At 39.9% G+C, this 23,014-nt stretch carries 32 protein-coding genes and 2 pseudogenes; 8 read left to right on the top strand and 26 right to left on the bottom strand.

All coding sequences use genetic code 11. The features are described 5' to 3' along the window. Positions 1 to 119 precede the first annotated feature (119 nt). The 4 genes from E2R31_RS00530 (at position 120) to E2R31_RS00515 (ending at position 4,233) form a co-directional block, all read left to right on the top strand. Entirely contained in the window at positions 120 to 1,412 is a 1,293-nt protein-coding gene (locus E2R31_RS00530) for a carbohydrate ABC transporter permease (RefSeq protein ID WP_000431414.1), read from the top strand. 1 nt (position 1,413) lies between these two features. Beyond that, positions 1,414 to 2,256, top strand: coding sequence for a sugar ABC transporter permease (locus tag E2R31_RS00525; RefSeq protein WP_001065656.1), 843 nt, complete (start codon positions 1,414 to 1,416; stop codon positions 2,254 to 2,256). 180 nt (positions 2,257 to 2,436) lie between these two features. Then, entirely contained in the window at positions 2,437 to 3,237 is an 801-nt protein-coding gene (locus tag E2R31_RS00520; RefSeq protein ID WP_132972279.1) for a DUF1189 domain-containing protein, read from the top strand. Between the two features lie 9 nt (positions 3,238 to 3,246). Then, positions 3,247 to 4,233, top strand: coding sequence for a LacI family DNA-binding transcriptional regulator (locus E2R31_RS00515; protein WP_132972277.1), 987 nt, complete (start codon positions 3,247 to 3,249; stop codon positions 4,231 to 4,233). Positions 4,234 to 4,266: 33 nt separating this feature from the next. Here E2R31_RS00515 and E2R31_RS00510 read toward each other — a convergent pair whose 3' ends face one another. The 10 genes from E2R31_RS00510 to hisS form a co-directional block, all read right to left on the bottom strand. Then, entirely contained in the window at positions 4,267 to 5,208 is a 942-nt protein-coding gene (locus E2R31_RS00510; RefSeq protein WP_000806299.1) for a YitT family protein, read from the bottom strand. Then, entirely contained in the window at positions 5,186 to 6,949 is a 1,764-nt protein-coding gene (gene aspS, locus E2R31_RS00505) for an aspartate--tRNA ligase (RefSeq protein ID WP_007522677.1), read from the bottom strand. The genes E2R31_RS00510 and aspS overlap by 23 nt, the downstream gene beginning before the upstream one ends. 151 nt (positions 6,950 to 7,100) lie before the next feature. Beyond that, complete coding sequence (locus E2R31_RS00500; RefSeq protein WP_000832178.1) at positions 7,101 to 7,319, bottom strand: hypothetical protein; 219 nt, start codon at positions 7,317 to 7,319, stop codon at positions 7,101 to 7,103. A gap of 17 nt (positions 7,320 to 7,336) precedes the next feature. Continuing rightward, the gene (locus E2R31_RS00495; protein WP_049478388.1) at positions 7,337 to 7,978 is read right to left on the bottom strand and encodes a CPBP family intramembrane glutamic endopeptidase; all 642 of its coding nucleotides are present in this window, start codon (positions 7,976 to 7,978) and stop codon (positions 7,337 to 7,339) included. Between the two features lie 9 nt (positions 7,979 to 7,987). Further along, positions 7,988 to 8,725, bottom strand: coding sequence for a DUF3169 family protein (locus E2R31_RS00490; protein WP_061428474.1), 738 nt, complete (start codon positions 8,723 to 8,725; stop codon positions 7,988 to 7,990). 13 nt (positions 8,726 to 8,738) lie between these two features. After that, positions 8,739 to 9,089, bottom strand: a complete 351-nt coding sequence (locus tag E2R31_RS00485) for a PspC domain-containing protein (RefSeq protein ID WP_049478386.1) — start codon at positions 9,087 to 9,089, stop codon at positions 8,739 to 8,741. Further along, on the bottom strand, positions 9,086 to 9,289 hold the full coding sequence (locus E2R31_RS00480) for a hypothetical protein (protein ID WP_049478385.1): 204 nt from the start codon (positions 9,287 to 9,289) through the stop codon (positions 9,086 to 9,088). Before E2R31_RS00480 ends, E2R31_RS00485 begins: the two co-directional genes overlap by 4 nt. Beyond that, positions 9,276 to 9,464, bottom strand: coding sequence for a hypothetical protein (locus E2R31_RS00475; RefSeq protein ID WP_001046120.1), 189 nt, complete (start codon positions 9,462 to 9,464; stop codon positions 9,276 to 9,278). Before E2R31_RS00475 ends, E2R31_RS00480 begins: the two co-directional genes overlap by 14 nt. After that, positions 9,464 to 9,667, bottom strand: a complete 204-nt coding sequence (locus E2R31_RS00470; RefSeq protein WP_000916947.1) for a helix-turn-helix transcriptional regulator — start codon at positions 9,665 to 9,667, stop codon at positions 9,464 to 9,466. Before E2R31_RS00470 ends, E2R31_RS00475 begins: the two co-directional genes overlap by 1 nt. Before the next feature lie 143 nt (positions 9,668 to 9,810). After that, a complete protein-coding gene (gene hisS, locus E2R31_RS00465) occupies positions 9,811 to 11,091 on the bottom strand; it encodes a histidine--tRNA ligase (RefSeq protein WP_132972275.1) in 1,281 nt (426 codons plus the stop codon). A gap of 167 nt (positions 11,092 to 11,258) precedes the next feature. Here hisS and E2R31_RS00460 point away from each other — a divergent pair, with 167 nt between their 5' ends. Next, a complete protein-coding gene (locus E2R31_RS00460) occupies positions 11,259 to 11,600 on the top strand; it encodes a metal-sulfur cluster assembly factor (protein ID WP_001206380.1) in 342 nt (113 codons plus the stop codon). A gap of 60 nt (positions 11,601 to 11,660) precedes the next feature. Here E2R31_RS00460 and ilvD read toward each other — a convergent pair whose 3' ends face one another. Beyond that, the gene (ilvD, locus tag E2R31_RS00455; protein WP_000137380.1) at positions 11,661 to 13,364 is read right to left on the bottom strand and encodes a dihydroxy-acid dehydratase; all 1,704 of its coding nucleotides are present in this window, start codon (positions 13,362 to 13,364) and stop codon (positions 11,661 to 11,663) included. 220 nt (positions 13,365 to 13,584) lie between these two features. On the opposite strand from ilvD, the gene rpmF reads away from it, so the two are divergent. Together rpmF and rpmG are read left to right on the top strand one after the other, a co-directional pair. Beyond that, on the top strand, positions 13,585 to 13,767 hold the full coding sequence (rpmF, locus tag E2R31_RS00450) for a 50S ribosomal protein L32 (RefSeq protein WP_000290417.1): 183 nt from the start codon (positions 13,585 to 13,587) through the stop codon (positions 13,765 to 13,767). Between the two features lie 15 nt (positions 13,768 to 13,782). Beyond that, on the top strand, positions 13,783 to 13,932 hold the full coding sequence (rpmG, locus tag E2R31_RS00445; protein ID WP_001265622.1) for a 50S ribosomal protein L33: 150 nt from the start codon (positions 13,783 to 13,785) through the stop codon (positions 13,930 to 13,932). 448 nt (positions 13,933 to 14,380) lie between these two features. On the opposite strand, the pseudogene E2R31_RS00435 reads toward rpmG, so the two are convergent. From E2R31_RS00435 to E2R31_RS00410, 6 genes and pseudogenes are all read right to left on the bottom strand, one after another. After that, positions 14,381 to 15,430, bottom strand: a pseudogene (locus tag E2R31_RS00435) (DUF389 domain-containing protein). Next, positions 15,427 to 15,750 (bottom strand): potassium channel family protein, encoded by a 324-nt coding sequence (locus E2R31_RS00430; RefSeq protein ID WP_001253404.1) that lies wholly within the window; start codon positions 15,748 to 15,750, stop codon positions 15,427 to 15,429. Before E2R31_RS00430 ends, E2R31_RS00435 begins: the two are co-directional and overlap by 4 nt. A gap of 13 nt (positions 15,751 to 15,763) precedes the next feature. Then, complete coding sequence (locus tag E2R31_RS00425) at positions 15,764 to 16,105, bottom strand: hypothetical protein (RefSeq protein WP_000397556.1); 342 nt, start codon at positions 16,103 to 16,105, stop codon at positions 15,764 to 15,766. Continuing rightward, positions 16,087 to 16,332, bottom strand: a pseudogene (locus E2R31_RS00420) (TMEM175 family protein); the annotation flags it as partial. The pseudogene E2R31_RS00420 and the gene E2R31_RS00425, both read right to left, overlap by 19 nt. A 398-nt stretch (positions 16,333 to 16,730) precedes the next feature. Then, positions 16,731 to 17,069, bottom strand: coding sequence for a Cd(II)/Zn(II)-sensing metalloregulatory transcriptional regulator CadX (cadX, locus tag E2R31_RS00415; RefSeq protein WP_000711083.1), 339 nt, complete (start codon positions 17,067 to 17,069; stop codon positions 16,731 to 16,733). 11 nt (positions 17,070 to 17,080) lie between these two features. Then, on the bottom strand, positions 17,081 to 17,695 hold the full coding sequence (locus E2R31_RS00410) for a CadD family cadmium resistance transporter (RefSeq protein WP_000250556.1): 615 nt from the start codon (positions 17,693 to 17,695) through the stop codon (positions 17,081 to 17,083). A 28-nt stretch (positions 17,696 to 17,723) separates the two neighbouring features. Between E2R31_RS00410 and E2R31_RS10095 the strand changes: the two genes are divergently transcribed. Next, a complete protein-coding gene (locus E2R31_RS10095) occupies positions 17,724 to 17,909 on the top strand; it encodes a hypothetical protein (RefSeq protein WP_009013804.1) in 186 nt (61 codons plus the stop codon). Positions 17,910 to 18,195: 286 nt separating this feature from the next. Here the strand turns inward: E2R31_RS10095 and E2R31_RS00400 are convergent, their stop codons facing one another. The 9 genes from E2R31_RS00400 to E2R31_RS00360 all read right to left on the bottom strand — a co-directional run bounded on the left by E2R31_RS00400 (position 18,196) and on the right by E2R31_RS00360 (position 23,001). Beyond that, on the bottom strand, positions 18,196 to 18,408 hold the full coding sequence (locus E2R31_RS00400; protein WP_000710706.1) for a hypothetical protein: 213 nt from the start codon (positions 18,406 to 18,408) through the stop codon (positions 18,196 to 18,198). Positions 18,409 to 18,474: 66 nt separating this feature from the next. Further along, on the bottom strand, positions 18,475 to 18,666 hold the full coding sequence (locus E2R31_RS00395; RefSeq protein WP_000177340.1) for a hypothetical protein: 192 nt from the start codon (positions 18,664 to 18,666) through the stop codon (positions 18,475 to 18,477). Then, on the bottom strand, positions 18,667 to 18,954 hold the full coding sequence (locus tag E2R31_RS00390; RefSeq protein ID WP_000542381.1) for a hypothetical protein: 288 nt from the start codon (positions 18,952 to 18,954) through the stop codon (positions 18,667 to 18,669). It lies immediately after the preceding gene. A gap of 113 nt (positions 18,955 to 19,067) precedes the next feature. Further along, on the bottom strand, positions 19,068 to 19,295 hold the full coding sequence (locus E2R31_RS00385) for a hypothetical protein (protein ID WP_009013763.1): 228 nt from the start codon (positions 19,293 to 19,295) through the stop codon (positions 19,068 to 19,070). A gap of 72 nt (positions 19,296 to 19,367) precedes the next feature. Further along, positions 19,368 to 19,583 carry a hypothetical protein gene (locus E2R31_RS00380; RefSeq protein ID WP_000043341.1) on the bottom strand — a complete coding sequence of 72 codons (216 nt, stop codon included), beginning with the start codon at positions 19,581 to 19,583 and terminating at the stop codon, positions 19,368 to 19,370. Between the two features lie 75 nt (positions 19,584 to 19,658). After that, on the bottom strand, positions 19,659 to 19,841 hold the full coding sequence (locus E2R31_RS00375; RefSeq protein ID WP_000780387.1) for a hypothetical protein: 183 nt from the start codon (positions 19,839 to 19,841) through the stop codon (positions 19,659 to 19,661). A gap of 617 nt (positions 19,842 to 20,458) precedes the next feature. Further along, the gene (rpsD, locus tag E2R31_RS00370) at positions 20,459 to 21,070 is read right to left on the bottom strand and encodes a 30S ribosomal protein S4 (protein ID WP_000092756.1); all 612 of its coding nucleotides are present in this window, start codon (positions 21,068 to 21,070) and stop codon (positions 20,459 to 20,461) included. A 201-nt stretch (positions 21,071 to 21,271) separates the two neighbouring features. Further along, positions 21,272 to 22,306 carry a sensor histidine kinase gene (locus E2R31_RS00365; RefSeq protein ID WP_132972273.1) on the bottom strand — a complete coding sequence of 345 codons (1,035 nt, stop codon included), beginning with the start codon at positions 22,304 to 22,306 and terminating at the stop codon, positions 21,272 to 21,274. Next, positions 22,303 to 23,001 (bottom strand): response regulator transcription factor, encoded by a 699-nt coding sequence (locus E2R31_RS00360; RefSeq protein ID WP_000751223.1) that lies wholly within the window; start codon positions 22,999 to 23,001, stop codon positions 22,303 to 22,305. The genes E2R31_RS00365 and E2R31_RS00360 overlap by 4 nt, the downstream gene beginning before the upstream one ends. Between the last annotated feature and the right edge of the window lie 13 nt (positions 23,002 to 23,014).

The raw sequence follows: 23,014 nt of genomic DNA, 5'->3' as shown, positions 1-23,014 counted from the left end.
CGTTACAAGGGGGGAGAATACAGATCCCCCTTTGATTTTATAAATTTACGAATGATTGCAGTTGCCTATCTAGCGATTGGAGACAAACTTCAATCTCGTATCCTATGAAAGGAGTATTCATGGAAAACCAACAACCTAGCAAAGCAGCCTTGCTTTCAGTGATTCCTGGGTTAGGACAGATTTACAATAAACAAAAGGCGAAAGGTTTTATCTTCCTTGGTGTAACTATCGTATTTGTTCTTTATTTCCTAGCACTTGCAGCCCCTGAATTGCACAATTTGATCACTCTTGGTGACAAGCCAGGTCGTGATAATTCCCTCTTTATGCTGATTCGTGGTGCCTTCCATTTAATCTTTGTAGTCGTTTATGTGCTCTTTTATTTCTCAAATATTAAAGATGCACATACAATCGCAAAACGTATTAACAATGGAATTCCTGTCCCACGTACTTTTAAAGATATGATCAAAGGTATTTATGAGAATGGTTTCCCTTACCTCTTGATCATCCCATCTTACGTCGCTATGACATTTGCGATTATCTTCCCAGTTATCGTAACCTTGATGATTGCCTTTACCAACTATGACTTCCAACACTTGCCACCAAACAAATTGTTGGACTGGGTTGGTTTAACTAACTTTACAAACATCTGGAGCTTAAGTACCTTCCGTTCAGCCTTCGGTGCAGTTCTTTCTTGGACCATCATCTGGGCCTTGTCTGCTTCTACTTTGCAGATTGTGATTGGTATCTTCACAGCAATCATTGCTAACCAACCATTTATCAAAGGAAAACGTATCTTTGGTGTTATTTTCCTTCTTCCTTGGGCTGTTCCAGCCTTCATCACTATCTTGACATTCTCAAACATGTTTAACGATAGTGTCGGAGCGATCAACACTCAAGTATTGCCTATCTTGGCTAAGGTCCTTCCTTTCCTTGACGGAGCGCTTATCCCTTGGAAAACAGACCCAACTTGGACTAAGATTGCCTTGATTATGATGCAAGGTTGGCTAGGATTCCCATACATCTACGTTTTGACTTTGGGTATCTTGCAGTCGATTCCTAACGACCTCTACGAAGCGGCTTACATCGATGGTGCCAATGCTTGGCAAAAATTCCGCAACATCACTTTCCCTATGATTTTGGCTGTTGCAGCACCAACATTGATCAGCCAATACACCTTCAACTTTAACAACTTCTCTATCATGTACCTCTTCAACGGCGGAGGTCCTGGTAGCGTTGGTGGTGGAGCCGGTTCAACTGATATCTTGATCTCATGGATTTATCGTTTGACAACAGGTACATCTCCTCAATACTCTATGGCGGCAGCTGTTACCTTGATCATCTCTATCATTGTCATCTCTATCTCTATGATCGCATTCAAGAAACTACACGCATTTGATATGGAGGACGTCTAAGATGAATAACTCAATCAAACTCAAACGTAGACTGACTCAAACCCTCACTTACCTCTACTTGATTGGTCTTTCAATCGTGATTATTTATCCACTTTTGATCACCATTATGTCAGCCTTCAAGACTGGTAACGTCGTAGCTTTTAAACTAGATGCTAACGTCGACTTTAGCTTTGCCAACTTCCAAGGGCTCTTCACTGAAACCTTGTACGGCACTTGGTACCTCAACACTTTGATTATCGCCTTGATTACCATGGCTGTTCAAACAAGTATCATCGTACTTGCTGGTTATGCCTACAGCCGTTACAACTTCTTGGCTCGTAAACAAAGTTTGGTCTTCTTCTTGATCATCCAAATGGTGCCAACTATGGCCGCTTTGACAGCCTTCTTCGTTATGGCCCTTATGTTGAATGCGCTTAACCAAAGCTGGTTCCTCATCTTCCTTTATGTTGGTGGAGGTATTCCGATGAATGCTTGGTTGATGAAAGGCTACTTCGACACAGTACCGATGTCTCTTGATGAATCAGCAAAACTAGATGGTGCAGGACACTTCCGTCGCTTCTGGCAAATTGTTCTCCCACTCGTTCGCCCAATGGTGGCTGTACAAGCGCTCTGGGCCTTCATGGGACCTTTCGGAGACTATATCCTCTCTAGTTTCTTGCTTCGTGAGAAAGAATACTTTACAGTTGCCGTTGGTCTACAGACCTTTGTCAGCAATGTGAAAAACTTGAAGATTGCCTACTTCTCAGCAGGTGCTATCCTCATCGCCCTTCCAATCTGTATTCTCTTCTTCTTCCTACAAAAGAACTTTGTTTCAGGACTTACAAGTGGTGGCGACAAGGGATAATTTATCCCCGCCACCCTTTTTCATTTTGATCTTGTTTCTAAAGTTGAAAGATTAGACACAAGACCGCAAATAGTAGCAAAATCAGCTTTTCAGTAAGCAATTTATCTACTAGACTTGAAATAAAGCACATTTCTCTATATAATAATACTCATATAGAAAACACCTTTTAGAAAGATACAAATGCTTCCATATCCATTTTCATATTTTTCAAGTATTTGGGGATTTCGTAAGCCCCTGTCAAAACGTTTTGGACTCAACTGGTTTCAACTCCTCTTTACTAGCATTTTCCTCATCAGCTTGTCCATGATTCCAATTGCCATTCAAAACAGCTCACAGGAAACGTATCCACTGGATACCTTTATCGATAATGTCTACACTCCACTGACAGATGAAGCCATCATGGACTTGTCAGAGAATGCACAAATCATTGATGGAAAGCTGAACTACTCAGGCACTAAGAATCAGCAGCCTTCTCTTTTGATTGGCCCGAGCCAAAACAAAGAATTGCCAAAGGACTTGCAACTTCATTTTGATACGGAAGAACTCGTCATCAGTAAGGAAAGTAAGGAACTGACTCGCATTCGCTACCACGCGATTCAAACGGAGAGTTTCCAGAGTAAGGAAGATCTAACCCAGGCCATTTCTAAAGATTGGTACCAACAAAATCGGGTCTATATCAGTCTCTTTCTCGTTCTTGGTGCTAGCTTCCTCTTTGGATTGAATTTCTTCATTGTCTCCCTTGGAGCTAGTCTTCTCCTTTATATCACCAAAAAATCACGCCTCTTTTCATTTAGGAGCTTTAAAGAGTGCTACCATTTTATCTTGAACTGTTTAGGATTTCCCACTCTGATTACGCTTATTTTGGGACTTTTTGGCCAAAATATGACAACCCTTATCACTGTACAAAACATTCTTTTTGTTCTGTATCTGGTCACTATTTTTTACAAGACACATTTCCGTGATCCAGATTATCATAAATAGGAGATTTTTATGCCCGTTACGATTAAAGATGTGGCCAAGGCTGCAGGTGTCTCACCTTCAACCGTAACCCGCGTCATTCAAAATAAATCAACGATTAGTGATGAAACCAAAAAACGAGTTCGCAAGGCTATGAAGGAACTCAACTACCATCCCAATCTCAATGCTCGTAGTCTAGTTAGTAGCTATACTCAAGTTATCGGCCTGGTGCTTCCTGACGACTCAGATGCCTTTTACCAAAATCCTTTCTTCCCATCTGTCCTACGAGGGATCGCCCAAGTCGCATCTGAAAACCACTACGCTATTCAGATTGCAACGGGGAAAGATGAAAAAGAACGTCTCAATGCCATTTCTCAGATGGTTTATGGTAAGCGTGTTGATGGTTTGATTTTCCTCTACGCTGAAGAAGAAGATCCTCTAGTCAAACTAGTAGCGGATGAGCAGTTCCCTTTCCTCATTCTCGGAAAATCCACTTCACCCTTTATCCCTCTTGTCGATAATGACAATGTCCAGGCAGGTTTTGATGCGACAGAATATTTCATCAAAAAAGGATGCAAGCGAATTGCCTTCATCGGAGGAACCAAAAAACTTTTCGTAACACAAGATCGTCTAATGGGTTATGAGTTAGCTCTTAAACAATACCAACTTCCTATTGATCCCAATCTGACCTACTTTGCGACCGAATTTCTTGAAGATAATGGTTATCGCTTTAGTAAACTTCTCTTCGAACATGATCCAAATATTGATGCTATTATTACTATTGATAGCCTTCTTGCTGCAGGGGTCTGTGATTACATCGCAAAACACCAACTGGATGTCCCTGTCCTCAGCTTTGACTCGGTCAACCCTAAACTGAACTTGGCAGCCTATGTGGATATCAATAGTTTAGAACTCGGGCGCGTTTCCTTTGAAACCATTCTCCAGATCATCAACGATGCTAAAAACAATAAACAGATTTGTTACCGCCAGTTGATTGGACACAAAATTATCGAAAAATAAAGACCAGCCCCAAGGCTGGTCTTTTGAGTATTATTAATTGTCTGTTTCTACGAATCGTCCTAGGATGTGGACATTTTCGGATACAGAGACAAAGGCTGTCGGATCGACCTGTTTCATGATGTGTTTAAAATCATTAAACTCTGCTCGTGTGATAACTGTAATCAAGACTGCTTTTCTCTCATGATTATAGGTTCCTTCTGCATCGTGGATCATGGTTGCTCCGCGGTGCAATTTTTTATGGATTTTTGCAATTACCTTGTCAGGATTATTGGTCACAATCATGGCCTGCATGCGTTTTTGCTTGGTAAAGACCGCGTCTGTCACACGACTGGAGACAAAGATAGTAATCATGGAGTAGAGGGCGTATTTCCAACCAAAGGTCAATCCTGCTATCAGCATGATGGTTCCATTTACTAGGAAAGAAATACTACCGACATTCTTACCCGTTTTCTTTCGAATGGTCAGACTGACGATATCTGTACCTCCGCTAGAAATATTGTTACGGAGCGCAAAACCAATCCCCAAGCCCATGACAACACCCCCAAAAAGAGCATTGATAATGGGATCCTCTGTCAAGGTCACAACTGGTACAAGCTGGATAAAGAGGGAACTCATGGATACTGTGATAAAGGTAAAGATTGTAAACTTATGCCCAATCTGATACCAAGCCAAAATCATCAACGGAAAATTGATAGCATAAAAGGTTAGCGATATCGGAATGTAAAAACCAAACCAGTGATTACTCAAGGCAGAGATAATCTGTGCCAGACCTGTCGCACCACTGGAGTAAACGTGTCCTGGTTGAAAAAAGAAATTGACTGCTACCGCTGACAGAAAGCCATAAACCAGAGAAGCCGATACTTTCTCATCATATTTTTCCCGAGAGATACTTTGTAAAACTCGTAAGATTTTTATCTGATAAGCAAAGCGGCGCAGATAATAGCGCCACCGCTTAATTCGTTTTGCTTGTTTCATCTTCTTCTACTTGTAAGCTGAGTTCCTCTAGTTGTTTGAGAGCGACTGTTGATGGAGCTTGAGTCATTGGGTCGGTTGCCTTATTGTTCTTAGGAAAGGCAATGACTTCACGGATATTTTCTTCTCCTGCTAAGAGCATCACAAAACGATCAAGTCCAATAGCCAAGCCACCATGTGGTGGGAAACCATAGTCCATGGCTTCAAGAAGGAAGCCAAACTGGTCATTGGCTTCTTCAGCTGAGAAACCAAGAGCCTTAAACATGCGTTCTTGAAGGTCTTTTTGGTTGATACGAAGACTACCACCACCAAGCTCATAACCATTCAAGACGATATCGTAAGCAATGGCACGAACCTTAGCCAAATCACCTTCTAATTCGTGAGCTGTTTCTTCCTGTGGAAGAGTAAACGGATGGTGGGCACTCATGTAGCGGCCTTCTTCTTCAGACCATTCAAACATTGGCCAATCAACCACCCAAAGGAAGTTGAATTTATCGTTATCAATCAAGTCAAACTCTTTGGCGATACGGCCACGAAGGGCGCCTAGTGTTGCATTGGCCACTTCAAGCGTATCCGCCACAAATAGAACCAAATCCTTATCTTCAAGACCAAGTGCTGCAGTCAAATCTGCTTGGATCCCAGTCAAGAACTTGGCAACTGGTCCATTTAATTCTCCATCAACTACCTTGACCCAAGCAAGACCTTTGGCTCCGTACTGTTTGGCTACTTCGGTCATCTTGTCGATGTCTTTACGTGAGTAGTTATCTGCAGCTCCTTTGACCACAATAGCTTTAACGGCAGGTGCTTCTGAGAAGACTTTGAAATCAACACCCTTGACTACTTCTGTCAAGTCCTGAAGCAACATGTCAAAACGGGTATCAGGTTTGTCAGAACCGTAAAGAGCCATTGCGTCATCATACTTCATACGAGGAAATGGAAGCGTCACGTCGATGCCTTTTGTTTCTTTCATCACGCGTGCAATCAAGCCTTCTGTAATATCTTGGATCTCCTGCTCCGTAAGGAAGGATGTTTCCAAGTCGACCTGAGTGAACTCAGGCTGGCGGTCACCACGCAAGTCCTCGTCACGGAAACATTTGACGATTTGGTAATAACGGTCAAAACCAGCATTCATCAACAACTGTTTTGTAATCTGTGGGCTCTGAGGAAGAGCGTAGAAATGCCCTTTATTGACACGAGATGGCACCAAATAGTCACGTGCCCCTTCTGGCGTTGATTTAGAAAGGAATGGCGTCTCCACATCGATAAACTCCAACTCATCCAAGTAGTTACGGATTGAGTGGGTCACCTTGGCACGAAGCTTAAGGTTTTCTAGCATTTCTGGACGACGAAGGTCAAGGTAACGGTAACGCAAACGTGTATCGTCATTGGCCTCAATCCCATCTTTAATCTCAAAAGGCGTTGTTTTAGCTGTATTAAGCACTGTCAAAGCTGTCACGTTTAACTCAACCGCACCAGTCGGCAATTTATCATTGGCTTGCTCACGCGCAACGACTTGACCAGTCACCTCGATAACAAATTCGCTACGAAGGCTTTCAGCTGTTGCCATAACCTCTGCAGATACTTTTTCAGGGTTGATAACCAACTGCATGATTCCTTCACGGTCACGAAGGTCGATAAAGATCAAACCACCAAGGTCACGACGACGGCTAACCCAGCCTTTCAAGGTCATTTCTTGTCCGATGTGTTCCTCACGAACACGACCAGCATACATACTACGTTTCATGTTTTCTCTCCTCTTTTATTCTGTTACTATTTTACCATAAAAGCGCAGGCACTTCATGAAAATCAGCAGAAAAGTTTGATTGTCTTTAGTAATCAAAACAAACAGACAAAAAATCCGATGAAAACGTCATCGGATTCTCTGATTATGATTCTTAACCTTTTTTACGCTTTTCAGCAATCTCAGCTGCCTTTTTAGGTAGAACAATCTCCGTCGCATAAGCTGTCGCAAAACGCAAGACACCTGCAATAGGCGCAAAGACAACCGCTAGATAGTTGTAAAAGAAGTCGCCTTTAAAGGCATAGGCAAGTGCCCCGATGATAAAGAAGAGAACGACCGCCTGTATCACTGCTAATAAAATTACTCGTTTCATGTGACCTCCTGACTCTATTATAGCATGAGTATCATCAAAAAGCCGATTAAATTATTCAAAGCGTGGAGAGAAATGCTGTAAAGAAGACCTTTTCGGTTCACATAAGCTAGACCCAAACTCAATCCCAGACTGGCATAAACTAAAAACTGTTGCAAAGTCCCTGGAAAATGAATCAAGGCAAAAAGCACACTCGATACGAGGAGAAACAGAGCTGTCTGTTTGCCGTTGTTCTGCTTAGGAAAGAGATAGCGCGCTAACATCCCTCTAAAGATGAGTTCTTCCGTCAGAGGAGCAAAGACCACTACCATAAAGAAACCAAATACAGGCTGAGCCACTGTCAGTTGAGATACGATTTGTTGATTGACTGACGGATCTTCTGGCAAAAAGAACTGGGCTGTAATCGCCACTAGCAAAACCAGAGTAGGCAACCAAATATAACGATTAAAAATCGTCGTCTGGATGCTAACCTTTTCTGTCTGATACCATCTGTAAACTCCATAAACATAGGCCCCTGACAGGACGATATAGAGTGGCAAGACTCCAAAGATTGAAGCCCCTAGGTCAAGCGCTGATAAAGCCATACTCTGAACCAGACCATAGCCAAAGTAAAAGGATAGAATAGCTAGAAGAAACCAGCCAAGATTTTTAAGTAGTTTCATAAAAGACTCCTATTTGAAATAGCGTTTCACCATAGGTAACTGCATCACATTGATATAAATATGGATAGCTCCGACAAGCAATAAGGCGAGTAACTGAATCTCTCCTGTCAGTAAGGAAAAGAGATCAATTAGAATGTAGAGACCTGGCAAGACATAGTTATTTAATTGGAATAAAATCCGAAAACTCTGTTCCAAATTAGCTTGGCGCTCCCCTTCATCGTAAGAATTGATATAGTCCAAGACATCCTTTGGTGTAGAGAAAAATGCCAAATCAAACTGACGAACAATCGAAATGGTTTTATAAAGATATTTTTGAGCATTGAAAACCAACACTAATGCCAAAAAAGAAAGAGATAAGGTTAGATTGCTTCTATTTAGTACAATCTCTTCACTTACTGAAATGAAGAAAGCCAATAAAATCGCTACGCTTGCAATATTAAAAGCAATGGTTCCAAACTCGAGATTCCGATACATTTGCACATAATAGGTTTCATTCAGATCATCATCCATTTCCTCTTGATACAAGGAGTGAAATTTTCTGCTTTTCTTTAAGAAATTGAACGTCAAAAGAATGCTAATGAAACCTATCAGTAAACAAATAGCTGATATCCAGGGTATCAAGACTTTTACATCTAACATAATTCCGTGGGATTCGGCACGTGCCTTAAAAATCCCTATAAACATGCCCAAGAAACCTCCAAAGACAACAGCTGCTAAAAACAATAATAATCCACGTTTCTTTTTCATATTCACCCTCCCTCTAAACTAAGCCAGCCAACCACTGACCAAAGGCTTTACCTGATTCAAAAATAGCTGTCAAGCCTTCTGTTCCAAGTGACACCAAAATCAAACAAACAGCAAGTAAGAGAATAGCTTGGTTTCTAGCTTTTTTTGCTCCATCCCCCAAGGGTTCATTGCCAAGCCAACCTGCTAGATAAGCATAGGCTGTAACTGTTAAAATACCAATCTCTGTAGAAGAGAGAAACAACAAAACTGTCACCAAACGAACGATATTGGCTTGAATGTTAAAATAATTTCCTAAACCTGCACAAACACCTGCAAGTGCTTTGTGTTCAGTATCGACTTGAAAACCCGCTGAAAACTCTTTCATAACTTTTCTCCTTTTTCACTTGCTAGATTTTTGAATTTCTTTTCAATCCAGTCAACTACTGGGATGAGAGCAAAGTAGGCCCAAACAAATTGGTCGCTTTGATATGGATTAAACCAGCCTAGGTCCATCCCAATCAGTAGAAATACGCTGACTAATAGAGCTATGGCAACTACATAATAGATTACTTTATACTTGTTCATCATTTTTCTCCTTTTTCTTCAACCGATTGAAAATGGACAAGAGGACTAAATTAATCCAAAACAAATACTTACTTTCAACAAAATAGAACCAACCCAGTAATGTTCCAATCATAGCAAAAGCATTCACAATAAAGGCAAAAACACTCATATAATAAATTACTTTATACTTGTTCATCACTCGTCCTCCTCTATACGAAATACCGACTCGACTGGTTCATTGAATATCTGTGAAATCTTCAGGGCAATCACAATGGACGGGGTGTATTCGTCCCGTTCTAGTAGGCTAATGGTCTGTCTGGAAACTCCTGCTAACTTGGCCAGTTCGGTTTGATTGAGACCATCGCGAGCCCGAAGCTCTTTTAAACGATTTTTAAGCATTCCTTTCTCCTTTACTCTTAACTTGCTTACATTGTAACACATCCTTTTCTTTTTGACAAGTATATTTGTCAAAAAGTTTAAGATTTTTGTCGTTTTGCAAAAGAAAAAGGTCAGGAGTAAGGTCCTGACCAGTTTTTCTACTATTAAAAGCCTAATTTTTCAAATATTTCTGAAAAGTTTTGGCTAATGGTCTCAAGTGATACTTGAACTTCTTCTCGAGTTTGGTTGTTCTTGACTGTCACTTGTCCGCTTTCGACTTCGCTCTCTCCGAGAGTGATGAGGGTCTTAGCAGCAAAGACATCGGCTGACTTGAACTGAGCTTTGAGCTTCCGATTAAGGTAATCACGCTCTGCTTTAAAACCTTGTTGGCGAAGGGCTTGTACCAATTCCAAGGCCTTGACATTTGCTCCTTCACCCAAGACTGCGATATAAACATCTAGGGCGTTTTCAATAGGAAGGGCCACACCTTGCTTTTCAAGGATAAGAAGCAGGCGCTCTACACCAAGTCCAAATCCAAATCCAGCAGTTTCAGGACCACCAAAGTAGGCAACCAAACCATCGTAGCGACCACCCGCACAGACCGTCAAGTTATTGCCCTCGATCTCAGTGATAAACTCGAAAATCGTGTGGTTGTAGTAGTCCAGACCACGCACCATATTGGTATCAATGATGTAATCTACTCTAAGATTTTCCAACATTTGACGCACAGCATCAAAGTGAGCTTGGCTTTCTTCATCAAGGAAGTCCAATATAGACGGCGCATTTTCTACTGCCACCTTGTCTTCTTTTTCCTTAGAGTCCAAGACACGGAGAGGATTTTCCTCCAAACGACGTTGGCTATCCTTAGACAAGGTCTCCTTGAGCGGTGTCAAATAGTCGATCAAGGCTTGACGGTAGGCTGCACGGCTCTCAGGATTTCCGAGAGTGTTGAGGTGTAGTTTGACACCTTGAATGCCGATTTCTTTCAAGAAATGAGCTGCCATAGCGATGGTTTCCACATCGGTAGCTGGATTGCTAGAGCCAAAGCACTCGACACCAATCTGGTGGAACTGGCGCAAACGACCTGCCTGTGGACGCTCATAACGGAACATAGGGCCCATGTAGTAGAACTTACTTGGCTTTTGCACTTCTGGGGCGAAGAGTTTATTTTCCACATAGGAACGAACAACGGGCGCAGTTCCTTCTGGACGGAGGGTAATATGGCGATCACCCTTGTCATAAAAATCGTACATTTCCTTGGTTACGATATCGGTTGTATCCCCGACAGAGCGACTGATAACCTCGTAATGCTCAAAAATAGGCGTACGCACTTCTGCGTAGTTATAGCGCTTGAAAATCTCACGGGCAAAGCCCTCAACGTACTGCCACTTGGCAGACTCAGCAGGTAGAATATCCTGTGTTCCTTTTGGTTTTTGTAATTTCATAGGGAATCCTCTTTAAACTTAATAGTCTTATTTTACCATAAATAGAGGGATTAAAACAGTGAGAGGAGAAAATCGCAAGAGAGTCTTTTCAGAAAATTCATCAAAAACTTGCCAAATTGTCAGAATTATGAGAAAATAGAGGATATTTATCACGTGGAGGGACTGTAATGAGAGAGGATATCAAAATCAATGACCGTGCTTTGGCCTTGCAAGACCAAATTATCGAAAAACTAGAGAAGGTTTTTGATACAGATGTGGAATTGGATGTTTACAATCTAGGACTGATTTATGAAATCAATCTGGATGAAACGGGTCTCTGCAAGATTGTCATGACCTTCACTGACACCGCCTGCGATTGCGCCGAAAGCCTGCCTATCGAAATCGTTGCAGGTCTAAAACAAATCGAGGGTATCGAAGATGTCAAGGTTGAAGTTACCTGGTCTCCCGCTTGGAAGATTACACGAATCAGTCGCTACGGCCGTATTGCCCTTGGACTGCCACCTCGTTAATGAGGCAAATCACTTTTGAAGTTAAAAAGAAGCAAGCCGAAAATGGCTTGCTTTTTGAGTTTATTTTTTACCTGACTTGTCCATATTCCAGAAGTCTGTCACAGCTCCGCGAGAAGCGGATGATACGATGTGGGCATATTTACCGAGGACACCACGGCTATAGAGTGGTGGCAAGGTTGTTTCTGCCTTGCGTTTTTCAAGTTCTTCTTCGGATACAGCCATAGAAATTTCTTTAGTATCTTGATCTACCGTAACGATATCGCCTGTACGGAGGTAGGCAATCGGTCCACCATCCTGAGCTTCAGGTGCGATATGTCCAACAACCAGACCATAAGTACCACCAGAGAAGCGTCCGTCTGTCAAGAGGGCAACCTTGTCTCCTTGACCTTTACCAACGATCATGGATGAAAGTGAGAGCATCTCAGGCATACCAGGACCACCCTTAGGTCCAACAAAACGAACAACGACAACATCGCCATCAACGATTTCATCTGTCAGAACGGCCTGAATCGCATCTTCTTCTGAGTCAAAGACCTTAGCAGGTCCAACGTGACGACGCACTTTAACACCTGATACCTTGGCAACCGCACCGTCAGGGGCAAGGTTCCCGTTCAAGATGATAAGCGGACCGTCTGCACGTTTTGGATTTTCAAGTGGCATAATGACTTTTTGGCCTGGTGTAAGGTCTGCAAAGTCAGCCAAGTTTTCAGCGACTGTCTTACCAGTACATGTGATGCGGTCGCCATGAAGGAAACCATTTGCCAAGAGGTATTTCATAACCGCAGGCACACCACCGACTTCATAGAGGTCTTGAAAGACATACTGACCAGATGGTTTCAAGTCGGCCAAGTGAGGCACACGTTCTTGGATTGTATTGAAGTCCTCAAGGGACAAATCAACATTAGCCGCATGGGCAATAGCAAGCAAGTGAAGAGTGGCATTTGTAGAACCACCGAGAGCCATAGTTACAGTGATGGCATCTTCAAAGGCTTCACGAGTCAAGATATCAGATGGTTTGAGACCAAGCTCCAGCATCTTAACAACAGCACGTCCTGCTGCTTCGATATCTTCTTTCTTGTCAGCTGATTCAGCTGGGTGAGATGAAGAGCCTGGCAAGCTCATCCCTAGAACTTCGATAGCAGTCGCCATGGTATTAGCTGTGTACATACCACCACAACCACCAGGGCCAGGACAGGCATTACATTCAAGACGTTTCACGTCCTCAGCTGTCATGTCACCGTGGTTCCATTTTCCGATTCCCTCAAAGACAGAAACCAAGTCAATGTCTTTGCCATCAAGATTTCCCGGTGCAATGGTTCCACCATAGGCGAAAATAGCTGGAATATCCATATTGGCAATGGCAATCATAGAACCAGGCATGTTCTTGTCACAGCCACCGATAGCGACAAAGGCATCCACGTTGTGACCACCCATCGCAGCCTCAATAGAGTCCGCAATGATATCACGAGATGTCAAAGAGAAACGCATACCAGGCGTTCCCATGGCAATCCCGTCGGCTACCGTAATGGTTCCAAACTGCACAGGCCAAGCACCAGCAGATTTAACACCTTCTTTAGCCAATTTCCCAAAGTCATGCAAGTGAATATTACACGGTGTGTTTTCCGCCCAAGTCGAAATGACCCCAACAATCGGTGTTTCAAAGTCCTTATCTGTCATACCAGTCGCACGAAGCATGGCACGGTTAGGTGATTTTACCATGCTGTCATAAACGCTACTGCGGTGACGTGTATCTAATTCTGTCATTTGTTCCCTCCCATTTCAGTTTTTACCATTATAGCACAATTTCCGCATGAAGAACAGAATAAAATTCTTGAATTTTCAGAAAATTTCGATTACTAGCTTCTAATTTTTTTATCTTTTTTTGTCAAGTAACTTTACTTTACAAAAAAAATGTGTTATCCTAGTATGGTTGATGAAAATCACTAGATTGAATCGAATTTAAATACCTAAAGGAGAAAAGAAAATGGCAGTACCTGCACGTCGCACCTCAAAAGCGAAGAAAAACAAACGTCGTACACACTACAAAGTAACAGCTCCATCTGTAAACTTTGACGAAACTACTGGAGATTACTCACGTTCTCACCGCGTATCACTTAAAGGATACTACAAAGGACGTAAAATCGCTAAAGCTGCATCAGCTGAATAATAGAAGGGAGATACCATGCGCGTAAATATCACACTTGAACACAAAGAATCTGGTGAACGCTTGTACCTTACTTCTAAAAACAAACGTAACACTCCAGACCGTCTTCAATTGAAGAAATACTCACCAAAACTTCGCAAGCACGTAGTGTTTACAGAAGTTAAGTAGGGGTTCAATACGAATCAATACATAAGAAAAACGCTGATTTAAAGCGTTTTTTCTTTTTGCCAAATGCGATATATTGCACTGTATTTCAATCCAAACTCTACCTTTTTCTCTACCTTTTTTCTTAAGACCTGGTTTGGAAAGTATGAATTTCAGTTGGACTAAAAACAGCGTAATATCAAGACTTTTCTCCGCTTTTATAAAAGCGTTTTTCCAATCAAATTCAACTAATTTTATCTAAATGGTGTGGATTTTACCCCCAAAATTACAGAGAATGGAGCTGATAAACACTAAACGTTCACACCATTAGTTAAATGATTTTTTTCATCATTTTTCTTAGATGATAGAACTTCTAATTTATTTCTTATTCAAGCAAAAACAACCTGCTATAAGTAAGAAAGAGGAAGATACAAGAAAAACACGGCGTAAAAACCGATTCAGTTCATTGTCCTCAATCCTTGTCTGCTTCATTTTCTTTTACGAGATCGTTTTGTGAATCTTTTTCAGAGAGTTTTTGATCAATATACTTGTCAATGTTTTCATAAAATTCCTTGGTCGCTTCACTATCTAATGTTGGCGAGTTCTGAACTTGATTCACTTTCAATTGAACAGATTGAATACCGTAAGAGGCTTGTTTTTGGTGGAGTGTTTCTAATTCTTCTTCTGAAATCGGATCTCCAACAACCGTCAAGACCAATTCATTGTTACTTGACTTGTAGACTTGATTAATAACCGTATAATTGGCGAACTCTTTTCCTACAAACTGTTTGATCCCTTCTTTGCGCGCTTGTTCTATTGTCAGAGTAACTGCCGAATAGCTAGCTGGAAGAATCAACAATACAATCAAAGAAATCAAGCCAATTCTCATTTTAATGCTCAGCTCTTTAAATGAAGTTAAAGGAGATTTTCTCATCAAAATTCTTGTTCCAACAATGTTGGCTAGCATGATAAAGACACAGTTGATCAAGAAAAGATAGAGAGCCCCCAATAAAAATCGTACATTCCCATTAGCTAAACCATAGCCAGCAGTACAGATAGGCGGCATCAAAGCTGTAGCAATGGCTACTCCTGGCACGATATTGTTTGCTTCTTTTTTCCTTGAACCGATCACACCAGCAATCCCACCAGCAATAGCAATGAGAACATCCCAAATGGTTGGAGAGGTTCGTGCGATCAACTCGCTACTTGCATAAGACAAGGGAGAAATCCAGAAATACAGAGTCGAGACAAGCAAACTGACCAACACTTGAGTCAATAAAACCTCTAGAGATTACTTGATTAAACGCGTATCAAAAATAGCTAAACCGAATCCCAGTCCAACAATCGGTGTCATGAGAGGTGAAATTAACATGGCTCCAATAATAACAGCTGTTGAATTCATATTTAGACCGATAGAGGCAATAAAAATTGCACACATCAAAATCGCTGTATCTCTCAATCGAACATGAAGGTCATCGTATAATTTCTCACGGTATTCCCGTGTTGAATAATTGGCAGTCATTTGTCCTCTCCTCTTTCCTTATTTAAATCGGTATAATAATTAATAATAACAGCTGATAAACAGCCAAAAAATATGAGCCCATAAATCGTCAAGAAGACACTGGTAATCCTTCCAATCAAGGTCACAGCTAGGAGATCCCCGTAGCCGACAGTCGTCGAAGTCACAAAAGCATACCAAAGACCGTCTCCGTAATTTGTGATAGCAGGTTCAACTAGGAAAAGCACGCCTCCTGACCCAAAAACAAAGGTCACAAAACTCAGAGCAAACCGAGTAAAACCCGTAACCTGTATAATATGCCATAACATTTTTAAACGTCTCATTTGTTCTCCTTATTCATACTAGCTCCTGACCGAGCCGTTTTTTCCAATAATCAAAGTGAAGATAGGACATGATCTCCATCAGAGAAAGATAGACAAACTGATAGATCTGATTTAAGCTGATTATCAACTGATATTGTTTGAAAAATGACTGGAAGAAAGACCAGATATGACTGTCTTGAATCAGTCCCTTCTTAACATCAGACAGGATATTAGCTAAAGCTCCCAAGGACTGAAACGGTAAATCCTTGACATTTATATAGATCCGGTCCACCACATCATTCAGACTGGTATCTTGGATGGCATGAAATTCTCCAAAGAGAACTCCTGCCGCTCCAAGAGTAGAAACAAATTCCACCAAATAATTTCTGAGGAAATTTTCTCAACCTTTTCCCATAATGTGTTTAGTGCCATCCATAACGATCCCAACCAGAAAAAGGAAAGAAAATAAGCAAAGAAATTTTGCCGTAAATCCCAAAAAGCTTGAAGACTTGGTGTCGTTGGTTTTTCTAACTCTAAAATCAAAATGGTCATAATAATTGCTAGAACAGCATCTGTCAATGCAATTAATCTATCTTTCTTCATCAGATTACGTTGCCTTTCATTTTGTAGTATTCTATCTCATCGTATAATATTTATTAATCTTAAATATTGGATAGTCACTTCATATTTTGAGTACAAACAAGATACACTAAAAAGCATGTATCTGTCATATTTTATTTAACTTTAGAAATATTCATCCATCTAATCAATAAATATATCATATTTCACAATAAATGACTACTATCAAAGATACATTTTCTTTCAGATTTCTCCCTTTTAAACTTGGCTAACTTGACCTGCATTACCTAGGTCGCTTTGCTTTAAATTATACTTTTTTCTTAAAGATTTGCTACGAGTAGTCTTTCATGTGAGTAATTTTTATCAAAAAATTTCATAGATAAGTCCTATATATAATCATGATAAAGTAGTAAAAATAGTTGTTATCCTAGTTGATTAAAAAAGTCTTTGATTTCCTCATCTTTTATAAAATAATATATAATTTTCCCCTCTCTTCTAGTATCCAAGATGTTTTGATTGGCTAGTTTACGAAGATGGTGGGAGGCAGATGCCATACTGAGATTTAGTAAACAGGCTATATCACAGACACAGAGTTCTTCAACAGCAAGGAGATAAAAGATGATATTTATCTGTTTATTATCGGTAAACTTTGATAAAATACGAAGTGATTTTTGGACTTTTTCCTTTTCAAGGTAGTTCGTTGCGGTTGTAACATTTTGCTGATTTATAATATTCACTTGGCAGATACTATCTTTTTTCATAATTTTTTCTCCTAGCCGAACACAGTCCTTAGCATGTTAAAGCTGTTGTTTTCAATCAGGATATACATCCCCAGTCCTAAATAAACAACGGCAATAAACCATCTGCTATATTTTTCCAAAGTTTCTCCAACAGAAGGGACTTGTGCCAATTTTTGGGCAGAAAAAACCAAGAGATAAATCATGACTAGAAAGGTAAGTAAAGCCACTATCAAATTCGCTAAATTTAAGGTAATAAAATATGGGACAAAAACACCAATATTGTCAGCACCACAACTTGCAAAAGTAATCATAGCGACTAGAAAAATCAGGTTTTTATTATCTTTGCGCAAACCATCTTTTGCAATAGCTTCTCCATCAGAATCTCCTAAAAGCAAAACTTTGAGTCCTAGGAAAATTGGAATCAAACCGAGCAAACCTAAAATCTCTTTACTAGGAATATAATTTAAGACAAATGCAAAAAGTAAACTTAGCAATATTAGACTAACAGAGCCTAGAAATTGTCCTAAATAGATGTTAATGATGTCTTTTCTGCTTTTTCTTTTGGCAAAAAATAACATTAGGATAATAAGTAAGTCTACGGCTGTCCCAGAATACAGGATTATTGAAGTAACAACATTTTGAACCATAAAGCACCTCATTCAAATATATTTTTGAATGTATTTTAACATTAAACTTTGTAGATGTCAACTTCAGCTCCATCAAAATATAGATAAGAAGGTAGTGTCCCAAACATTAAAAAGCCCTGCCATCGAAATGATAGCAGGGCTTAACTTCAATATCCAGATGATATATTTATCTAAAAAAGGTAGAGTAAAAGGTAGAGTTTTTATTGATTTGTAGTGCGATATAATGAGTTTCCAAAAATCAAAAATCGCTTAAAATCAATATTTTGACATCTATTGACGTGTACTGAAACCCTTACTTAACCTCTGTAAGGATATAATTACGGTACCAGTATATCATAAATAATAACAAAATCTTGACTTTCCGAAAAATAAGTATTTTCCGGAAAAATATCGAAATTAAATCAAAACTAAAAATATCTCATACATTTGAACTGCACCCCAAAAGTTAGACAGAAAAAATCTAACTTTTGGGGTGCAGTTCATCAAAGGTGCTTTTCATTTTAAAAAACTTGTGGAAAAACTTCATCCCATATATCTACTAAGCTTTTCCCGTCAAATACTTTAGCTTCCATAGCTTCATCAATTGTATCAAACTGCTGACCTTCATAATCATAACCAACTACACATATACTCGATAAAAAGCAAGCACCTCGGCTATTATAATTAAATTCAAGATCTTTGTCTAAATATTTTTTAATTTCATCCTTTTTCATATAGGACCATCCCAACTAAAACAATCTCAACAAACAAGATTTTTTCCTTAGATTCTATTCCCACTACTAGCTTTCTATGATGCTGACGATTTCATCTTCAAAATATTCATAAAGAGTTCCATCAACATCTACCAGCAAGGAGTCAATCTCCTCGTCATTGTCAGAGGCGTCACAATAGTCTTCTACAAATCCTCTAACTACCGCGCCATTTTTTAACGTGATAATTACATCTGTACGGTTAAATTTCCAGAGTGTCATTTAAATATTCCTTTCAATATTGGCTAATTGCTTTGCTTTTTCGTAGTAAGGTGTTAAGAAATCGATAAAACCTTGTTTGTCGCTTGGATCATGTTCCTCTAAAAATATCATCAACTCAAAGTCATTGAGAGCGTCAAACATTTCAGAGTTTTCATTATCCCAAGCCTCGGAAAATTCCGCATCTTCTCCAAAAAGAGCGTTAAACGTAAAGGAAAAATCCCAAAAATTATCAATCTGACCACTGACTGTTTGCTGGAGCATGTCTAATACTTGTTGACTATAACCCATTACCCTTCCCCTCCTAATAAGAACGTTGTAGCATATTGAGCTACGTTCCAAAAATTTAACAGACAAAATCTAATTTTTGGGGTGCAGTTCATTCATCAAAGATGATTTTTATTTTAATAATACTGCACTTCAATTCCATCCATAATTTCTACTAAAGTGTTATCGTCAATTTTTAGAGAAATCAGATCAATGAATGATGATACCTGGTATTCCTTATCTCCAATCACCACTACAATATCATGAACAGAATTAGGAAAAATCCCACATACTTGACCATTATAATCAAAAGAGGCATCCCAACCATTGTCATATAACTCTTGTAAATCATCTAATATTGCCATATAAACTAAATCCTTTTCCATAGTGTTTTCTTTCAAATAAGGCAGGTAAAAGCACCTAGATTGTTCTAAGTCCTATGAGATTGTTTTAATCGAGACAATCTCACTCTCAAAGAGAGAAATTTCAGTAGCTTCATCTGGACTAGGATTAGCAATGAGAATAGTGATTTCATCTTGCTCATCATTGTCCATTTCGTCAACAAAGTCTATGACACGTCCCTTGATTATCTTATCGCAATTAGTGACTATCTGAACCCTTGATCGAAGATACTTCCAAAGCTGTTTACTCATTTATTTTCCTCTCTGCTATTTTTTCGATAGTTCTTATACTTTTTATAGTTAGTCGATAAAATCGCCTAGGTTGAACTAAGCACTAATAATTTTGATTTTCTTGATAATATCTTCAGGATATGAGCGATCACCTATAACTATTTCGTCAGGACCATCTAAATCATAACCGTCAAACCAATCAACCACCCTACCCTTGATGGAGGTCCCATCTTCTAAAATAAGGCGAACATTTTTATCAACATATTCCCATAATTTCATTAAGTTCCTTCTCTCTAACATCGGAACAATATGACCCAATATTAGTTATTTACTAATGGCTTTTAGTTCCTGTTAAAAGCATTATAGCACACCTTACTTGCTAAAGTACAACAAGCACCCCATTAGACTAACCTGCTACTTTGCTTTCTTGTAAAAATGTTGTATACTTAAGTAAATAAAGGAAGTAATCTTGTTCCCCCCTGTCTACTATGTGGTCGGAATGATGGTTACTTCTTTTTTCCCCCTTACTATCTCAATAGCCTTGTATTTAAAAGTTTTTTAGGCTATAATTAAATTAACGAATAGAGGTTTTCCATCTCCCCTTGAAACAGATCTTTCTGCGGTAGGAGGTGGGACGCCTCTATTTGTTTTTTAAGTCAAAATGATGTAAAATTAATTCAAGAAAGAAGTGTGGTTTTCCCGCCTAAAAGCTCTATAGCTGTGGGAGGGTCACGCTTCTTTTTACCTCTCAAAAGAGAACGCAAAAAAAGCCGTCTCATTCTTTGAAGCAGCAATGAAATCAATCTAGCAAATATCTAAGCAAACCCAGAAATCAACCTTTTAAGACAAAGCAAAAAGCCCACTGTTGTAGGCTTTCTGTAAGATATTTCTTAAAATTAAAGCATCTTGTTGTAGAATTCAACGACAAGTGCTTCGTTGATTTCTGGGTTGATTTCGTCGCGTTCTGGCAAGCGAGTCAATGAACCTTCCAATTTTTCAGCATCGAATGATACGAATGCTGGACGTCCAAGAGTAGCTTCTACTGCTTCAAGGATTGCTGGAACTTTCAATGATTTTTCACGAACTGAGATTACTTGACCTGGAGTTACACGGTATGATGGGATATCAACGCGTTTTCCGTCAACAAGGATGTGACCGTGGTTTACGAATTGACGAGCTTGACGACGAGTAGTCGCAAGACCAAGACGGTAAACAACGTTATCCAAACGACGTTCCAAAAGAAGCATGAAGTTGAAACCTAGGATTCCGCCTTTGATTTTTGTAGCTTGTACGAACAAGTTACGGAATTGTTTTTCACCTACACCGTAAGTGAAACGAAGTTTTTGTTTTTCAGCCAATTGCAAACCGTATTCTGACAATTTAGAACGGTTGTTTGGTCCGTGTTGTCCTGGTACGTAGTTACGACGTGCCAATTCTTTACCTGTACCTGTAAGTGAAAGGCCAAGGCGACGAGCTTGTTTCCAAGATGGTCCTGTATAACGTGACATATGTATGTCCTCCTGATATAAATAATATTTGGCGGAAATAGTCACTTAGAAAGCCCTGATTCGTGCAGATGCCCTTCGCCTAAACAGCCAAGGTTACTTGTCATAAGACACCTGTTGACGAGCTTCATGCTTTCCTGCTGCTATTTCACACAAAGGCTATTATACCATGAAAAGCTAGATATGTAAAGGGATTTTACAGCTTTATTTCAAATTGAGGCTGAATGTAAATTTGCTTCCTAAGCCATATTGACTTTCTGCTGTGATTTCGCCACCAAGCTGATGGGCTAGTTCGCGTGCAATCGCAAGTCCTAATCCATGTCCACCTGTCTTCATATTGCGCGAAGTTTCTACACGATAAAGTCGTTTAAAGATCTTTTCCAAATCCTCAGGAAGAATCCCCTGCCCCTCGTCTTTCACACTGATTGTCAGCTCTTGTTCTGTTAATTGGGCAAGAACCTCGATTCTGGTTCTTGGTTCTGAATATTTAAAGGCATTGTTTAACAAGTTGACCAGAATGCGAGAAAGTTTGTCAGAATGGCTCTTGATTTTCGCCGACTCAGGTGACACTTGAATGTAAACATCTCGCTCCTCTTGTTCAATCTGGAGTTGAAATTCACTCATTGACTCAATCAGCAACTGGTCTAAAAAGACCTCTTCGACTTCTTCATCAGCAGTATCTTGAGGTTGTGTGTTCAGAGTCAAAACATCCAATTCCTCCACTAGCTTGTTTAGACGCTCAGTTTGACGACCAATCGTGGTTAAGTAGTGGAGCCGCTCCTCTTCCTTGATCACTCCATCTAGAATTCCCTCCACAGTAACCTGAATGGAGGTAATGGGAGTTTTAATATCGTGAGAGAGCTGCGCAATCATCATTCTCTTTTCTTGCTCGCTCTCATCAAGTGATTGAAAGGTAGCTTGCAAATTGTGGGACATGTCATTAAAAGCTTGGCCCAGCTCTTGAAATTCTAATGGGCCTTTGGTTTCAATTTCTGTACTGAAATCCTTGCTTGCTATATCCTGAGCTTGTTTTTTCAAATGTTTCAGAGAAGAGAACACAGGCGACAAAAGAAAGATACTCACTGCAGCGCCAATGAAACTAGCAATCAAGGTCATTCCAACTAGAAAGTAAACTTCACTTTTCTCGATCAACATTCGTTGGACTGCCCAGAAAACGACCAAAATCGTTAGTAGAGTCGACACTAGATACCCCACTAAAATATAGTTTTTTAATTTCATTTTCTACCTCTTGGTCTTTCCATCTTATAGCCCAAACCCCAGACCGTTTTGATAGCAGGAGCATTTGAATTTGTATACTTGGTCAACTCTTGCCTCAAAGCATGGATATGAACATTGAGTGTATTGGTATCATCCACATAGTCCTCTTGCCATACCTTCTCGTAAAGTTCCGTCTTTGAAAAGACTCTCTCGGGATTGCTGGCTAATATCCATAAAAGTTCAAAGGATTTTACTGTCAATTCCAAAGGTTGCTCCCCAATGCGAACTTCATGAGTCACATGGTTGATTACCAAGTCACCAAACTCGATCTGTTCTGTCTCTCCTCCACGGCTAAGGCGACGCAAGATATTATTCACTCTTAAAACCAATTCGCGTGGGCTAAAGGGTTTGACTATAAAATCATCTGCCCCCAAACTTAATCCATAAATCTTATCCTGTTCGCTTGTCTTAGCAGTTGTAAAGAGGAAGGGTTGATCCGGAGCGATATACTGAACTTCGCTGATAAAATCATACCCGTCCATATTGGGCATCATGATATCTGTGATAATAAGGTCGATAGATTTTTTTCTGAAAAGTTCTAATCCCTCCTTGCCATCATGGGCGACCAAAACATCGTAACCTGCCTGTATAAGATAGCGATTTTGAATATCTAGAATATCTATCTCATCATCAACCAGCAAAATTGTCTTTTTCATCTGACACTCCTTC

Origin of the sequence: Streptococcus downii (assembly GCF_004353325.1) — a bacterium.
GTDB classification, from domain to species: Bacteria; Bacillota; Bacilli; order Lactobacillales; family Streptococcaceae; genus Streptococcus; species Streptococcus downii.
This window is presented reverse-complemented; position numbering and strand designations above follow the sequence as displayed.

Bases quoted from the DNA above. Each gene is read 5' to 3' on its own strand.
- E2R31_RS00530 (WP_000431414.1), top strand. From the start codon at position 120: ATGGAAAACCAACAACCTAGCAAAGCAGCCTTGCTTTCAGTGATTCCT.
- E2R31_RS00525 (WP_001065656.1), top strand. From the start codon at position 1,414: ATGAATAACTCAATCAAACTCAAACGTAGACTGACTCAAACCCTCACT.
- E2R31_RS00520 (WP_132972279.1), top strand. From the start codon at position 2,437: ATGCTTCCATATCCATTTTCATATTTTTCAAGTATTTGGGGATTTCGT.
- E2R31_RS00515 (WP_132972277.1), top strand. From the start codon at position 3,247: ATGCCCGTTACGATTAAAGATGTGGCCAAGGCTGCAGGTGTCTCACCT.
- E2R31_RS00510 (WP_000806299.1), bottom strand. From the start codon at position 5,208: ATGAAACAAGCAAAACGAATTAAGCGGTGGCGCTATTATCTGCGCCGC.
- aspS (WP_007522677.1), bottom strand. From the start codon at position 6,949: ATGAAACGTAGTATGTATGCTGGTCGTGTTCGTGAGGAACACATCGGA.
- E2R31_RS00500 (WP_000832178.1), bottom strand. From the start codon at position 7,319: ATGAAACGAGTAATTTTATTAGCAGTGATACAGGCGGTCGTTCTCTTC.
- E2R31_RS00495 (WP_049478388.1), bottom strand. From the start codon at position 7,978: ATGAAACTACTTAAAAATCTTGGCTGGTTTCTTCTAGCTATTCTATCC.
- E2R31_RS00490 (WP_061428474.1), bottom strand. From the start codon at position 8,725: ATGAAAAAGAAACGTGGATTATTATTGTTTTTAGCAGCTGTTGTCTTT.
- E2R31_RS00485 (WP_049478386.1), bottom strand. From the start codon at position 9,089: ATGAAAGAGTTTTCAGCGGGTTTTCAAGTCGATACTGAACACAAAGCA.
- E2R31_RS00480 (WP_049478385.1), bottom strand. From the start codon at position 9,289: ATGAACAAGTATAAAGTAATCTATTATGTAGTTGCCATAGCTCTATTA.
- E2R31_RS00475 (WP_001046120.1), bottom strand. From the start codon at position 9,464: ATGAACAAGTATAAAGTAATTTATTATATGAGTGTTTTTGCCTTTATT.
- E2R31_RS00470 (WP_000916947.1), bottom strand. From the start codon at position 9,667: ATGCTTAAAAATCGTTTAAAAGAGCTTCGGGCTCGCGATGGTCTCAAT.
- hisS (WP_132972275.1), bottom strand. From the start codon at position 11,091: ATGAAATTACAAAAACCAAAAGGAACACAGGATATTCTACCTGCTGAG.
- E2R31_RS00460 (WP_001206380.1), top strand. From the start codon at position 11,259: ATGAGAGAGGATATCAAAATCAATGACCGTGCTTTGGCCTTGCAAGAC.
- ilvD (WP_000137380.1), bottom strand. From the start codon at position 13,364: ATGACAGAATTAGATACACGTCACCGCAGTAGCGTTTATGACAGCATG.
- rpmF (WP_000290417.1), top strand. From the start codon at position 13,585: ATGGCAGTACCTGCACGTCGCACCTCAAAAGCGAAGAAAAACAAACGT.
- rpmG (WP_001265622.1), top strand. From the start codon at position 13,783: ATGCGCGTAAATATCACACTTGAACACAAAGAATCTGGTGAACGCTTG.
- E2R31_RS00430 (WP_001253404.1), bottom strand. From the start codon at position 15,750: ATGAGACGTTTAAAAATGTTATGGCATATTATACAGGTTACGGGTTTT.
- cadX (WP_000711083.1), bottom strand. From the start codon at position 17,069: ATGAAAAAAGATAGTATCTGCCAAGTGAATATTATAAATCAGCAAAAT.
- E2R31_RS00410 (WP_000250556.1), bottom strand. From the start codon at position 17,695: ATGGTTCAAAATGTTGTTACTTCAATAATCCTGTATTCTGGGACAGCC.
- E2R31_RS10095 (WP_009013804.1), top strand. From the start codon at position 17,724: ATGTATTTTAACATTAAACTTTGTAGATGTCAACTTCAGCTCCATCAA.
- E2R31_RS00400 (WP_000710706.1), bottom strand. From the start codon at position 18,408: ATGAAAAAGGATGAAATTAAAAAATATTTAGACAAAGATCTTGAATTT.
- E2R31_RS00395 (WP_000177340.1), bottom strand. From the start codon at position 18,666: ATGACACTCTGGAAATTTAACCGTACAGATGTAATTATCACGTTAAAA.
- E2R31_RS00390 (WP_000542381.1), bottom strand. From the start codon at position 18,954: ATGGGTTATAGTCAACAAGTATTAGACATGCTCCAGCAAACAGTCAGT.
- E2R31_RS00385 (WP_009013763.1), bottom strand. From the start codon at position 19,295: ATGGCAATATTAGATGATTTACAAGAGTTATATGACAATGGTTGGGAT.
- E2R31_RS00380 (WP_000043341.1), bottom strand. From the start codon at position 19,583: ATGAGTAAACAGCTTTGGAAGTATCTTCGATCAAGGGTTCAGATAGTC.
- E2R31_RS00375 (WP_000780387.1), bottom strand. From the start codon at position 19,841: ATGAAATTATGGGAATATGTTGATAAAAATGTTCGCCTTATTTTAGAA.
- rpsD (WP_000092756.1), bottom strand. From the start codon at position 21,070: ATGTCACGTTATACAGGACCATCTTGGAAACAAGCTCGTCGCCTTGGC.
- E2R31_RS00365 (WP_132972273.1), bottom strand. From the start codon at position 22,306: ATGAAATTAAAAAACTATATTTTAGTGGGGTATCTAGTGTCGACTCTA.
- E2R31_RS00360 (WP_000751223.1), bottom strand. From the start codon at position 23,001: ATGAAAAAGACAATTTTGCTGGTTGATGATGAGATAGATATTCTAGAT.